Here is a 13,333-nt window from a genome sequence, read left to right on the forward strand (position 1 = left end):
TCTCTATAGTCCTGGGATGTGGGTTGGTGCTGGCATGGCCAGCGTGGCCGCATTTGCTGGCATTGCCGTACCCGCTGGCATTGCCGTACCCGCTGGCATTGCCGTATCCGCTGGCAGCGGGGCACAGTATTTGTAGCGGTCTTGACGCGCGCCGAGCATTGCGTTTCGCATCGCATGGGGATCGGAACCGACGTAGCGTTGGGTCGTTGCTACTGATTCGTGCCCGAGGAGGTCTTTCACGGCCATAATGTCGTGGCCCTCAAGATAAGCGCGGGTTGCGAACCGGTGCCGGAGAGTGTGGAGAGTCCAGGGGTCGGGGAGTTCCCGGCGGGCGAGTCTTCCGATCCACGCTGCGGAGAGATGTCCATTCTTGCTTCCTGGGAATAGCCATGTTCCGGTCATGTTGAGCATTTCTTCCATCTCTAGATAGATATCTGTGGGGAGGGGAACCATGCGGGTTTTTCCTCCTTTGCCGCACACTTGGAGGCAGTATCCAAGGAGGTCTTTTCCGACGTGTTCTTTTTTGATCTGGGCAATTTCGTTGGCTCTTAGTCCGACCTCACCTGCGAGGCGGAGGATGAGCTGGGTTCGGGGAGGCGCGCCGTCGAGCGCGTCTTCATATACGGCTTCCGGTGTCGGCCGTGCCGTTGCTCGTAGCCGGTGCACAGGCCCGAGCACTTTTGCTGGGCTGCCTCCTTTGGAGAACCAGTCGAAGAAAGCTCTTACCGCGATGTAGTAGCCGTGCCGGGTTTCGGGGGCTATTTCTTTGCCGCTTGCCCAGTCGATGATGTCTTGTTCAGTGACCTCATTCGGCGGCTTATCAACCGTTCTTGCGAAGCTTCTCAGGGTTGCGGTGCGGTACGCGCGAGAACTTTCGCGGTGCCCAGCGAGAGTTTGAGTCTTTCCCCAATCGCAAAGTGCTTCTTCCCATCCTGCGGGAACGTTCCATTTGTTAAGTTTGTTCATGCGTACATTTTTCAGTTTTGCCTCAATGGCTAGGCGGAAAGATTGAACTTTTCTCCGCCCTATAGTTCACTTTTAGCGAACGTGGTGAAAATGTCGCATTATTTTAAAAAGGGTGGGGTGAGCCAAGCAAGTAAACCAAGGGTTGTGGGTTCGAATCCCACGGGGCCTACCATTTTCTTCGCTCGTCGAGGGACACCACTTCACAGTTCACCCTAGCCGCGCCGCTGGTAGATGCCAGGCTCTTTATCCTCCCAAAAGCCCGTGGACCCTAGCAGGATCGCCTGACCATCGACGAGTTTGCCAGGCGCCGGTGCCGGATCGATATCCTCCGGCAGGGCGAGCGTGATTAGGAATCCACAATCCACTTCGCAGCGCCACCATTTTTGACCGGTTAAGGCATTAGTGACCAGCTCCGCGGTACGGACCGTTCCGCGCAGGATAATATCCGGAGTGAGGTTATCTACCTCGCCAGCCTCGAGTTCCTCACCATGTATCGCAAGACTCACACTGAGAATCAGTTGCTCACCCACAAGAGGATCGTCCTTCGCCACCGGCCGCATGACGCCGTTATCGTTAACTTCGCGACCGCCGTTCCACTCCTCCCAGGAGGAATACACCGCCATTTTTTTAGCAACGGCACTCAACCGATAGTCCTCATACCCGGTATATTCTTCGTCTTCACCATTTTCCCACTTGTCATACATGAAGGGATCATCCACATATGCGATGAGGGTGCGGGCCGGAATATCCGGATAGTCGGGCGAGTAAAGCTCGAAGAGTGCTGTGGTGTCATCTACCAGCACCGCGGCCACGTCATGCCCCGGAGTACCCCGCAGAGCCGGGAAAGTGTAAGTGGCGCCGTCGTAATAGCGCGTGACGAGCACCCCCGCACCCTCAGTATCCTGGTAGAGACCTACGGCCGCAAAAGAACCCTCGCGAATGATCGTAGGGAAATGTGTATCAATAACCGCTCGAACAAGATCTTCCCACTCGGGGAAGTCAAAACCCAGCGAGTGTAAATCACGAGAAATCATGTGTTCATGATCTCACAATATGCACCTGTCACGGTACGGACCTGACACCTAGTTTTCTGGCTTCGCCCGCGTTTCATTCTTGCCCAACTCTTCCCGCCGCTCCACCACCCGCAGCCCGATCACCGCGCCGACGACCCCGCACAGGAACACCACTTTCAGCACGCTGAGTTCCTCCACTCCCCGCGCGGCCGCGATTGCTACGGTGAGCACCGCGCCGGTCCCCGTCCACACCGCGTAAGCTGTGCCGAGCGGAATCTCGCGCAGCGCCCGGGAAAGCCCCCACATGGATACAATGAGCGCCACGCCGAACACAAGCGCCGGCAGCGGGCGGCTGAGCCCGCGCGAATCGCCGAGCGCCGTCGCCCATATTGCCTCGAAAATACCGGAACCCACCAGAATCGCCCAGGCCATTAGCTCACCACCTTGAGTCCCACCACCGAAGCGACGAGCACAATAAGCAGCAGCACGCGAGCGCGCGAGGTGCTTTCTTGGCCGCTCAGCCAGCCGTAGACCAGCGTGAGGCTCGCGCCCACGCCCACCCACACCGCGTAGGCCGTGCCGGTGGGGATTTCGCGCATGGCCCAGGCCAGGCCGAGCAGGGAGAGTGTTTGTGCCAGGAGAAAGACCGCGACCGGCCCGCGCCTGGAAAAATGTTCGGATTTTTCGAGGGCTGCTGCCCATACGGTTTCGAGCGCTCCGGAAAGGAGCAAAATAATCCACGCCATAAAAATTGTGGCCGTCTTTGCGCTGGGCGGGTACGGCTCCCTCGTCCGCGGCGGTTGGTGCGCCCGGGCCCAGGTTAGCACGGGCGCCGGGGAGTATCCTCGAAGCATGAACATCACCTCGCTCACCGTTTCCGGCCAGCCCATTGCCGCGCTCGATATCACCCCTTCCGAGCAGGGTTTTTGCCTTGTTGCGATCACGCACGCGAACGGCTCGGAGCAGCGCCAGATTCTTTCCGACGACGCCGCCCTCGTGCTGTCCGCCACGCCTGTGGATGCTTCCACCACCGGGGTCACGGCGCTTCTTTCCGAGCCGGGCGAGGGCGAGGCTGATGTGGCCGCGCTGGCCGGGCAGCTGGTGGCTGTAGGGACCGCCCGCTTCCGGGCCGGTGATCTTACCAACGGCCAGCTGGAGCTCACTCCGGTGGCTCCCGGGCGGGTGAGCGAACGGGATACTCCGCGTATTGTGCCTGCCGAGATGCTTGAGGGGCGCGATCCGGCGGCGGTGTTCCCGCGTATTCCGGACGGTTTGCCCGATGCGTGGAGCACGCCGGTGGGGCGTTTCACTCCCGAATATGAGGAGCGCGCCCGGGTGGTGTGGGAGACTCTGGCCGCCGCCGGCTACAGCCCCGAGTTTTGGTGGGCGGGCAGCGAGGATGGCGAGGTCATCGCGGTGCCGTTCGGGGAATGCGGGGAAGCCTTCCTCGTCGGCATTGAGGAGCCCGATGAGCAGGTGGAGATCGATGCGCATATTGCCGCCGGTGAGCTCGCCGAGTGGCTGGAAAGCGAAATTGACCTGCTGCGGCCAAATGAGTAGCGCGGCGGGGAGGCGGCGCGAATAGCCAGGTAAAGGGAAACGTTCTTCCCCGTCATAAATCGGCGAGTAACCGACCTACGCATTAAAGCCAAGCCCTGGAATGTGAAGTATGCAGGCTGGTGTGAACCGACTCCCTTTATGTTCACCTACCGGCCCACCCCAGGAGTTCCGATATTCGTAATACCAGTTCCAGCGTCCAGGTCACGTCCACGCCCATCGATTTGATCGCAACAGGTACAGCCCGATTCGCCTCACCCAGACCGTCACACACGATCCGAGCGAACACCTCCCCCGCAACAGCGGTGCGTTATCACCGTTCCACAGCACACAAAGGATGCCATCTCCGGATTCGGCTCATCGTGCAGAAGCTAATCAAGCCACGGTCGGTGCCGTCTTCCCTGCCACCATCCTCATGCTGACGGCACAGGCGCAGTAGTATCCCGCCGACAACTTTAGCCAAGATCAGAACGTGGCTATAGAGTGCGGTAATTCATATCGCAGAACTATCTTCCTCGAGTTTGCCAGAAGACGTCGCTCGAACAAGGAACTGCGGTTGAGGGATAGTGTTGACTCTTGGCCCGAGATGGCACATCAGACATCCAGTTAGAGAACGTCACACACCCCCATTGCGTGGACTAGGCAGATCCACCTAATCCACTTGACACCGTCGGAGGGTTTCAATACACTAATAACCACGGAGCCGCGAAGTGGCAAGCTTGCCGCTTCGCGGAATCCACGCCGATCAATAGTCACGTTCCGGTTTACCCCGGAGCAGAACTGGAAGGATACATCAATGTTTTCATTCGAAGAAACCACTTACGGCTTCGAAACCGCCAAGCAGATTCTTGGTATCGGATCAAACGCAATGGCCAAACTCGTCGATCTTGGCCTAATCTCCATCCTCGATGATTCCGCTAGTCAACGAAACCAGCAGTACTCAGGTTGGGATATCGGATACTTAGCCTCTGCACGCAATCGGCCCCTGCTTATCCCCTACGGGGAGAAAGCTTTGGTTTGCTCGATGGGAGTCGAATCTCAAGAAGCTTCACCAACCCTGTTCTTTGACGACACGTGGGGACAGAGGCAGCAAGATCTGAGTGAGGTTGAGGCTAATGTCGCTCCCAATATCTGGAAGAAAGTTCTCTCCGGAGAACTAAAGGTTAGTGGACATTGGCGAGTTAGTGACGACAATGCTGACTTCCTTGCCGAAAGTAACGGAATCATTGTTGCCTCTTACGCAGGGTTCATCCTCGATGGCGGGCGTGTACATAGCTGGGTACCAAACGTATTCAGCCAGTCAGGTGGCCGCTGCTTCATCGTAGAGCCATTTACAAAGCAGGAACGCTATCGGTACGCTCACAACTTCCTTCCCTCTCGACAAGGACCGTCCAATCGTGTCTGGACGTCCGACGAACTCGATTTTGAAGCAAAATAAAGTAGCTTCATAGCAAATGGTTGTGGCTGCACTCTCATGGGTGCAGCCACAACCTATACCACCAACAAGCCACGAGAATCATAAACCGAACCCGCACTGGGACTGTTGCCGCAGCCGATCCCATCTACCTGTAGGACATTTGGCGTTAGTTTTATCCGACTTAATGTTCCCGATGAAATTTGGCCACACTCCCAATCGCAAAAGATGTTGCACTCGGCCTTAGAGTTCGGCGCCCGGCGCGGGCCGTTCTTCAGTAAGCTAAAGCTTGTGAAGGAATCAAAGAAGTCACCCTCCCTGATGGATCGGATTCGCTCGGCGGTGTCGCGGCGCGAACAGATTGAGCGCGTGGCCGAAGAGGCCGTGGAGCGTTACGCGAAGGACCCGGCCGATAGCGGCGGGCGTTCGCAGCGCACCGTTGTGGAGATTCATCCGGCCGGGGTGCAGCCGGTGCTGGTGACGTGGGGTGTGAGCGCCTGGCTCCTCATCGGCGTGGTTATTGCCATTTGGGGTATTTTCCACATGGCGGCTTCGGTGCAGTGGGTGCTGGTGGCGGTGTTCCTCGGCCTGGTGATGACCTCGCTGCTGCATCCGATTGTCAATCTTTTGGATCGGATTATGCCGCGGGCGTTGGCGACGGCGCTGGCATTGCTGGGCCTGTTCGCGGCGCTGGGCGGGATTATTTATTGGATTATTGATTCGGTGGCGAATCAGTGGTCGAGCCTGTCCGAGCAGATGCAGCGCGGTCTGGATGGCATTTTTAATTGGATTGCGAACGGGCCGATTCCGATTAATATTACGGTCGATGAGTTGCGCGAGGGCCTGAACGAGGGTATCGAACGTGCGGCTACGTACTTGCAGAATAACGCGGGAAATATTGCGTCGACGGCGCTTTCGCAGGCCGGCACGGTGGCTTTGGCTTTCACGTTGATCGCGCTGGCGCTTTTCTGCTCGATTTTCTTCCTGGCAGCCGGGAAAAATATGTGGCTGTGGTTTATTAATGTGCTCCCGGATCGGGCGCGGCGGCGTACTCACGCGGCGGCCACTGCCGGGTGGTACAGCTTCTCCGGTTACGCGCGCGGCACCATCCTTATTGCGCTATGCGATGGCGTGATGGCCGCGATTCTGCTGGTGGCGTGCGGGGTGCCGCTGGCCGCTCCCCTGGCGACGCTCGTGGTCATCGGTGCCTTTATTCCGCTGTTCGGTGCGCCGGCGGCCATGATTATTGCGGCGCTGGTGGCTCTGGCCACGAAGGGCGTGGTTATTTCCCTGGTGGTGCTGGTGGGCGTGGCGCTGATCGGCCAGTTCGAGGGGCATGTGCTCCAGCCGCTCATTATGGGGCATCAGGTCTCGCTCCACCCGGTGGTGATTGCGGTGGGCGTGACGGCCGGTACGTTTGTGGCCGGGCTGCTGGGTGCGATTATTGTGATTCCGCTGATTTCGATTGTGTGGGAAGTGTTTAAGGTGCTGCGCCGCACCCCGGATAAGCCGCTCACGGAACTTCCCGAATTGGATCTGCGCGATTTGGCGGGGACTGCGGTGGCCAAGCAGCTGCTCGAATACAACGCGAAGGAGCTCAATATTCGCGCTGAGGAATCTCCCTCGCCGGTCACGGCGAGGGCGGCGTCGCACACCTTGGGTGGGGAGGAACGCGTGGTCGATAACGCGGATATTAATTCCCCCACGCCCGCCACTCCGGACCCGGATTATGCTTTCGACCAGCCGAATTTCGAGGTGGACGGGGAGGAACCCGGCCCGGATTACAACCCAGTCAAGGGGTAGTAGCTCAGTAGAGGATCCCAATAGCTCAGTAGCTCCGCGGCATATTATTCCGCCGGGGCGGCCTCACGGCTCGGAAGAGCGGTCCTTCATACCGAAAGCACGTCTACCGTTCGACGCGCTCCTCGCACGGGCGGCCTACCTACGCGGGCCCTCATACCGAAGCCGCTCTTATACCGTTTGGGCGATGACGGTGATGAGGAGGATGACGAGGAGTGAGCCGACCGTGGTGATGATGACGGCGTCGCGTGCCATGGTCACGCCGGAGCGGTAGCGGTGCGCGTAAACGAACACATTGTTGGCGGTGGGGAACGCTCCGATGATGGCGATGGCCATGAGGGCTTCGCCGCGTGCGCCCAGGAGGTAGCCGGCTCCGAAGGCAATAAGCGGCCCGAGGATGAGGCGGCAGAAGATGCCGAGCATGAGGGGTGCGCTTTCACGCCCGAAGCGGGGTAGGCGCGCCCCGCGCAAGGACATTCCCATCGCCAGCAGAATAATGGGCACGTTCGCGCCTGCCATTTTTTCGAGAGGCGCGGAGATGAGTTCCGGGATGGGGATCTTGAGGAGGGCAACCATGAGTCCGGCGAAGACCGCGATAAGCAGCGGGTTTTTGAGGCGGGAGAGGATGGTGCGCCACAGGCCTTCGGTTTTCTTGCCGGTTTGGTTATCGAGGATGGAGAAGAAGACCGGCACCATCACGAGGATTTGGAAGAGCAGGATGGGTGCGGCGGGGGTGGGGTCGCCGGTGATGGCCACGAGGAAGGCCACGCCCAGGTTGCCGATATTGGTATAGCAGGCAACGAGCGCGCCCACGGTGAGTTCGGTGCCGCGGCTTTTGAGTACGGTGGCGGCCAGGGCTGTGTAGATGAGTCCGGTTCCTACCGAGGAGATGATATTGGCGAGCCCGTTCACCCCGAAGAAGGATGCCGGGTTGGAGTTGGCGAGGGTGGTGAACATGAGGGCTGGCAGCGTGGTGTAGAAGACCAGCTGGGTGAGGGTGCGGTCGCTTCCCGGGGGTACGATTTTGCAGCGCGCGACGAGGTAGCCGACGAGCATAATCGCGATAATCACCCAAAAGTTGAGCAGTACTGAGGCCATAACAGCACTAGTGTAGACAGAGTTCTTCCGGAGTGAGGGTGCGTCTCGAGCGTGGAGGTGTGGCCCTATTTCCAGACTGCAGTAGCGCGTAGGGCGCGATGGTCGGAGAGCGGCAGGAAGAGGTTTTCCGCGGCCCGCACCTCAACCCCGGTTCCGAGGATATGGTCGATTTGACTTTCTGGCTCATCGGAGGGGTAGGTGAGGGCTTCGGCGGCGGCTTCGAATCCGGTTGCCGCGAGTGGCACTTCGCAGCCGCGGATATTGAGGTCGCCGATGATGAGCCGCGGGGCGTTCTCTAGCCCGTAGCGCTGGGCGAATCCGGTGAGGGCTCCGGTTACGGTGCGTAGTTGCGTGACGTTGAGGCGGTACGTGTACGTGAGGTGCGTTGCAGCAACGACGACGGAGTGCCCGGGCGCCACCTTGATTTCGGCGAGGATCGCAACCCGGGGGATTTCGCCAATCCCGATATTTGTCCGCAGGGTTTTCAGCCATGTTTCTTGCTGGTGGACGGGGAGGTTGATGACCTCGCGAGCGCCGATGGGGTAGACGGAGAGGAGTGCGGTGCCGACCCCGCGGGCTTCCCCCTTTTTGGTGGCGCGGAGGCGGCCGCGCTCATTTTTGGTGGGCGCGAAGATGGCTTCGTGGTAGTTGCCGGCGGCGAGGAGGGGTGCGTAGAGGTCTCCGCCGGCGGTGGTGACTTTGACTTCTTGGAGGGCGAGAAGTTCCGGGCCTGCGGCGGTAATGAGCCGGATGGCTTTGCTGATGGATTCGCGCTGCCATGTCACTTTGTCCGTGCCCGGCCGCGGGCGCCGTGAGGGCTTACCTTGTTGAAGGTTGGCGGACATGACATGAAGGCTCGGCATGGTTTCTCCTTTGTCGCGACCCGGTGGACACCGCCGGCCCGGGGAGTTCCCTTGGTGGCGGTGTGCAACACGGGTGATTCTACCGAATCTATGCGGTTGTAGACGTGTTTGCGGGTTCGAAGGTGAGCGCGACGGAGTTCATGCAGTAGCGCTGGCCGGTGGGTGTGTGGGGTGCGTCAGGGAAGACGTGCCCAAGGTGGGAATCGCAGGTGGCGCACCGGACTTCGGTGCGGGGGTAGCCGAGTTTGTAATCGACGTCTGTGCGCACGGCATCGGTGCGGGAGGGGTCATAGAAGCTGGGCCAGCCGCATCCGGCATCGAATTTGGTGGTGGAGCGGAAGAGTTCTGCCCCGCAGGCCCGGCACCGGTAGATTCCTTCGCGGTTTTCATTCAGGAGTTCGCCGGTGAAGGGCGCTTCGGTTCCAGCTTGACGCAGGACCGTAAATTCTGCCGGGGTGAGGACCCGGGCCCATTCTTCATCGCTTTGCGGGAGCATCCGTGCCATGACTTTTCCTTTCTTCAGTTTCCTCATTGTCGCTACTTTGTTTAGCGGCTTCAGGCTGCTTCGCGGTCTCGCTTTGCTTAGGTGCGCCAGCTTGCTTGGCGGTACCAGCTTGCTTGGCGGCGTCGGGTTCGCTTGCTTCTCCGGATACGGCCGGGAAGACGGCGGTTGGAGGCGCCGATGATTCTGAGGGGACTTTGCCAGCTTCGTGGACGGGTTCTTGCTGGCCGGTGCGGCGCGCGGCATTATGTTCGCGTTCTGCCAGGACGTCGGCACCCGGGCCGGAGAATTCTTGGCCGCGTTTTTCAGCCTGGATGGATCCGGTGAACAGCGAGGCTTCGTGGCCTTCCCGGATGCGGGTGGCCGGGCCTTCCCCACCGGCAGGGCTTTCGGGCCGGCTGGCTACCGGTACCCGCTCCGGGCGCACCGCCGCTTCAATATCAGATGCAGAGAGAATGCGGGTTTCTTGGTAGTCCTGCGGGTCGAAAGTGGTATCCGGTTCGGTTTGTTCTTGAGCACCGATGGAGGTGCGGGTGACTGGGCGAGCCGCGGGCTTGGCCGGCTTTTCAGATTTCGTGCGCTTCTCAGATTTCGCGTGTGCCTCGGACTGCGCGAGCTCCTCAGATTCGGCACGGTCACCAGAGTTCCCAGCCGCCGCTTCCTCAGGCTCCCCCTCAGCTTCGCTTGATTCGCCAGCCGCATCGCTTCCTGCCTGCTCGGCGTCAGTTCCCTGCTGATCCGAGTCGCTTTCCGCGGCAAGGGTACCGGGGGCGGACGAGGCTGCGTCGTCGTTATAAAAACGGGTGTGTGGGAAGGCATCCGGGGCGTTGTTCTGCAACCACACGATGAGCTTTTCACGCACGTGGTTACGCAGGTCGGTGAGTTCGCCGGGTGAGGATGCGGAGACAATCGCGGAGACTTGTAGGCCGTTCGCGGTGGAAGCATCCCCCACCACGAGGATGCCGGTATCACCATCCCAAAGGTCAGTGTTGGCGAGGATGCGGTCAAGTTCGGCACGTAGTTCCGCGATGGGGGCGCTCCAGTCCAGTTGGAGGACCACCGATCCCATAATGTCTAGATCGCGCCGGCTCCAGTTTTCGAAGGTGGTGGAGGTGAGTTTATTGGAGGGCACGATGAGGCGCCGGCCGTCCCAGACTTTGAGGACCACATAGGAGAGTGTGATTTCCTCAACCGTGCACATATTCCCATCCCAAATGACGATGTCATTGACGCGGATGGAATCCGAGAAGGCCAGCTGTAACCCCGCGAAGAGCGTACCCAGGGTGGATTGCGCAGCAATACCAACGACCAGGGAGATCACGCCCGCGGAGGCGAAAAGTGAGGCGCCGGCGGCTTTTGCGCCCGGGTAGGTCATGAGCATGGCGGCCAGGCCGATAACGACAATGAGGGCTACCGCCAGGCGCCGCAGAATCTGGAGCTGGGTTTGCACCCGCCGATAGCGCGTTTCCGCTACCCGCTCCACGAATTTGAGGTAGGAACGCGCTGCCCCGTTCACCACGCCGACAAGCAGCCAGGTCAGACCCGCGATAATGAGGAGAAGCAGCAGGTGTTTGAGCACGGGTGACCAATTAGGCCGATCCTGTTCCGGGAAATTCTCCATATAGGAGAACAGCCCGAAGCGCGCGCCCACCACCGCGAGCGTGAATTGCGCGGGCACCTGAACGCCGCGCACCACATCGATAAGCCCGGTATGGCGCCGGAAACCGGCCTTGACCACCGCCACGATAACCACGGCGATCACCCAGCCGATGAGGGCACCCAGCAGGCACACCCCGAGCAGCTGCGCGATATCAACCGTGGCAGCCACGGCCTGTTCGGCAACTTCATGCAGATCCGAGGTGGGGGTGGGTTCCGGCGTGGGCGCCTCACTTTCCGCCCGCAGCCAAGGCGCGAGCGAGAGCGTTTTCCAGGCGGACGGGGCCACCGCGAGTACCGATGCGTTCATGTCTGAAAGCCTAGTAGGTGCCTACGACAGAAAAAGCGGCGTCGAACTCCTTTCGCCTCCGGCGTGAGACCGCCGGGAAGCGCCCACAAGGCTCCTATCTGGTACGACGCCGCCCTCGCGCAGCGTGGTCACCTCCCTGAAAGGCGCGGATTACCGCGGAAAACTCGCTTGGTGATCGAGAACACCCTCGTTCAATTTGCTAAGACCTGGAATCCTACGTAAGCTTATACCCGTTCCCTCAGCGGGGACGCTTTGAGAACAACGTTCTTGAGCCCCCATCGTCTAGAGGCCTAGGACGCCGGACTTTCACTCCGGTAACACGGGTTCGAATCCCGTTGGGGGTACGCGATGGTTATTTGCCTAGCAAATGGCCCCGTAGCGCAGTTGGTTAGCGCGCCGCCCTGTCACGGCGGAGGTCGCGGGTTCAAGTCCCGTCGGGGTCGCGAAGGAAGAACGCCCGGGAAACCGGGTGTTTCTCTTTCGGCTCTGTAGCTCAGTTGGTAGAGCGTTCGACTGAAAATCGAAAGGTCACCGGATCGACGCCGGTCGGAGCCACCACCTCCCACCCCTTGCTATAACAAGACTTTCTCGCATTCACGCCACCTCCTTATCCATGTTTTGGTGACCCTGTTCGAGAAAACGCCCAAACACATCCCCAACTCTTTGCGCAGGGACGATACGAACGCTCGCTAAGATAGCCTCCACCGCACCAACGAATAGGCGCACGATCAACGTGTTTTATATAAATACCGCAAACACAGAATGGTATTCAGTATCACAATCTTTTTTAGGTAGTTTTTATAAAGTTACGGCCATTACCACACTATTATGGCAATTGAGCACCCCCCCCCCGCGGGGTTAATCATTCGTATAAATGACGTATTTGCTATAAAAGGGGGAGATCATGATTCCTACCGTGAAACGTATCATCGGACTTGGCGTCATCACCGCCTTGCCCTTCCTCACGCCAACAGCGGCAGTCAGCGCCACTCAAGACAGCCCTCAACCAACGGCGAATCCAGATGAAGCGGCACCTACGATTATTAGGGAAATAATCGACCATCCCGATCCACTTATACCTCTGCCTCCCGTACCGAAGCCGATGCCCACGTCTACGCCCATCGTAGAACTGCCCCCGGTTCCAGTGCCACCTCGCCGGCCAACGTTTAAGCCGGTCCCACCCCTACCACCTCCGCCTCCAGCACCGAAACCGACGCCTACAGCCACCCCAGTCGAGGAGAACCCTCCCGTTCCAGTGCCATCACCAACAACAACGCCGACGGCACCTTCGCCCACTGCGTCACCGTCTACGACGCCATCACCCACACCCAGCGAGTCGAGCACGCCAACGCCTACGGCTACCCCGTCGGAAACCCCTATTCCTACACCCGAACCAACGGAAACTCCATCAGCAACAACAACGCCGACGGCTAGCCCGTCGGCAACCCCGACGCCGACCGCAACACCAACGGCAACACCGACCGCTTCGGAAACGCCGACACCGACCGCAACACCAACGGCAACACCCGCCCCCACTGAATCACCCGCGGCAGAGCCCTCAGCCACGCCCACGGCCGCCCAGCCGGCAAAACGCCTGGCGGACTCGGGAGCTCCCACCGGGGCCGCGGCACTTCTTGCTGGCGGATTGCTCGTGGCGGGCAGCGGCGTCGTCGCCAGAAAGAAGCGTGCCTAGCGGGCCGCAACCACATACACTCCATTACCTACGCAAAGAAGGGTGACCGGTGTTCACTCACCGGCCACCCTTCTTTCACGCCACCACTCGCAAACGTACCCCAACAACACGCTCCCACACACAAGAACCACCTCGCACCCGCAAGCTAGGACTAACGGCACGTACCCGCCCGCACCACATCCGTTATTTTCGATAAAAAATAAGACAATTCCGATCACAAATTACAACCGCAAACCGCCATTTTCCGCCGTTCCACACCCGCCTTGCACCAACTTAGCGACACTCTAAAAATGGGTCTTGACACACCTTACCGGCCTGGGACTAAAGTACTAACCGAGCCGGCGAAGTGGCCGGCGACTCACTACTAAAAGAGGTGATTTTTAAGGGTTAATAGACAAAAAGTGGGTCTAATGACGGCGTGTCGTTAGCTCCCGATCCGGCCTTTACGGATGTTCAGACCG

At 59.6% G+C, this 13,333-nt stretch carries 12 protein-coding genes and 3 tRNA genes; 6 read left to right on the forward strand and 9 right to left on the reverse strand.

Going from position 1 to position 13,333, the window contains the following annotated elements; translation table 11 throughout:
- Positions 1 to 3: 3 nt before the first annotated feature.
- The 4 genes from ACRQDJ_RS06520 to ACRQDJ_RS06535 form a co-directional block, all read right to left on the reverse strand.
- On the reverse strand, positions 4 to 966 hold the full coding sequence (locus ACRQDJ_RS06520; RefSeq protein ID WP_435717892.1) for a tyrosine-type recombinase/integrase: 963 nt from the start codon (positions 964 to 966) through the stop codon (positions 4 to 6).
- Positions 967 to 1,178: 212 nt separating this feature from the next.
- On the reverse strand, positions 1,179 to 2,000 hold the full coding sequence (locus tag ACRQDJ_RS06525) for a hypothetical protein (RefSeq protein WP_284904746.1): 822 nt from the start codon (positions 1,998 to 2,000) through the stop codon (positions 1,179 to 1,181).
- A gap of 48 nt (positions 2,001 to 2,048) precedes the next feature.
- The gene (locus ACRQDJ_RS06530) at positions 2,049 to 2,411 is read right to left on the reverse strand and encodes a DMT family transporter (protein WP_435717893.1); all 363 of its coding nucleotides are present in this window, start codon (positions 2,409 to 2,411) and stop codon (positions 2,049 to 2,051) included.
- Positions 2,411 to 2,725 carry a DMT family transporter gene (locus ACRQDJ_RS06535; RefSeq protein ID WP_284904744.1) on the reverse strand — a complete coding sequence of 105 codons (315 nt, stop codon included), beginning with the start codon at positions 2,723 to 2,725 and terminating at the stop codon, positions 2,411 to 2,413. Before ACRQDJ_RS06535 ends, ACRQDJ_RS06530 begins: the two co-directional genes overlap by 1 nt.
- 106 nt (positions 2,726 to 2,831) lie before the next feature.
- Here ACRQDJ_RS06535 and ACRQDJ_RS06540 point away from each other — a divergent pair, with 106 nt between their 5' ends.
- From ACRQDJ_RS06540 to ACRQDJ_RS06550, 3 genes are all read left to right on the forward strand, one after another.
- On the forward strand, positions 2,832 to 3,539 hold the full coding sequence (locus ACRQDJ_RS06540; RefSeq protein ID WP_284904743.1) for a hypothetical protein: 708 nt from the start codon (positions 2,832 to 2,834) through the stop codon (positions 3,537 to 3,539).
- A 793-nt stretch (positions 3,540 to 4,332) separates the two neighbouring features.
- Positions 4,333 to 4,974, forward strand: coding sequence for a hypothetical protein (locus ACRQDJ_RS06545; RefSeq protein ID WP_284904742.1), 642 nt, complete (start codon positions 4,333 to 4,335; stop codon positions 4,972 to 4,974).
- Positions 4,975 to 5,241: 267 nt separating this feature from the next.
- Positions 5,242 to 6,753, forward strand: a complete 1,512-nt coding sequence (locus tag ACRQDJ_RS06550; protein ID WP_284904741.1) for an AI-2E family transporter — start codon at positions 5,242 to 5,244, stop codon at positions 6,751 to 6,753.
- A gap of 168 nt (positions 6,754 to 6,921) precedes the next feature.
- Here ACRQDJ_RS06550 and ACRQDJ_RS06555 read toward each other — a convergent pair whose 3' ends face one another.
- The 4 genes from ACRQDJ_RS06555 to ACRQDJ_RS06570 form a co-directional block, all read right to left on the reverse strand.
- Positions 6,922 to 7,848, reverse strand: coding sequence for an AEC family transporter (locus tag ACRQDJ_RS06555; protein ID WP_284904740.1), 927 nt, complete (start codon positions 7,846 to 7,848; stop codon positions 6,922 to 6,924).
- A 65-nt stretch (positions 7,849 to 7,913) separates the two neighbouring features.
- Complete coding sequence (locus tag ACRQDJ_RS06560; RefSeq protein ID WP_284904739.1) at positions 7,914 to 8,711, reverse strand: endonuclease/exonuclease/phosphatase family protein; 798 nt, start codon at positions 8,709 to 8,711, stop codon at positions 7,914 to 7,916.
- Between the two features lie 88 nt (positions 8,712 to 8,799).
- On the reverse strand, positions 8,800 to 9,216 hold the full coding sequence (gene msrB / locus ACRQDJ_RS06565; RefSeq protein ID WP_284904738.1) for a peptide-methionine (R)-S-oxide reductase MsrB: 417 nt from the start codon (positions 9,214 to 9,216) through the stop codon (positions 8,800 to 8,802).
- Positions 9,188 to 11,179 carry a mechanosensitive ion channel family protein gene (locus ACRQDJ_RS06570; protein ID WP_284904737.1) on the reverse strand — a complete coding sequence of 664 codons (1,992 nt, stop codon included), beginning with the start codon at positions 11,177 to 11,179 and terminating at the stop codon, positions 9,188 to 9,190. The genes msrB and ACRQDJ_RS06570 overlap by 29 nt, the downstream gene beginning before the upstream one ends.
- Positions 11,180 to 11,450: 271 nt before the next feature.
- On the opposite strand from ACRQDJ_RS06570, the gene ACRQDJ_RS06575 reads away from it, so the two are divergent.
- The 3 genes from ACRQDJ_RS06575 (at position 11,451) to ACRQDJ_RS06585 (ending at position 11,737) form a co-directional block, all read left to right on the forward strand.
- A tRNA-Glu gene (locus tag ACRQDJ_RS06575) sits at positions 11,451 to 11,523 on the forward strand.
- Between the two features lie 25 nt (positions 11,524 to 11,548).
- A tRNA-Asp gene (locus ACRQDJ_RS06580) sits at positions 11,549 to 11,622 on the forward strand.
- A gap of 39 nt (positions 11,623 to 11,661) precedes the next feature.
- A tRNA-Phe gene (locus tag ACRQDJ_RS06585) sits at positions 11,662 to 11,737 on the forward strand.
- A 444-nt stretch (positions 11,738 to 12,181) separates the two neighbouring features.
- On the opposite strand, the gene ACRQDJ_RS06590 is transcribed toward ACRQDJ_RS06585, so the two are convergent.
- Positions 12,182 to 12,796, reverse strand: a complete 615-nt coding sequence (locus ACRQDJ_RS06590; protein WP_435717894.1) for a hypothetical protein — start codon at positions 12,794 to 12,796, stop codon at positions 12,182 to 12,184.
- Positions 12,797 to 13,333: the final 537 nt, after the last annotated feature.

The organism is Actinotignum urematis, assembly GCF_051264595.1.
GTDB classification, from domain to species: Bacteria; Actinomycetota; Actinomycetes; order Actinomycetales; family Actinomycetaceae; genus Actinotignum; species Actinotignum timonense_A.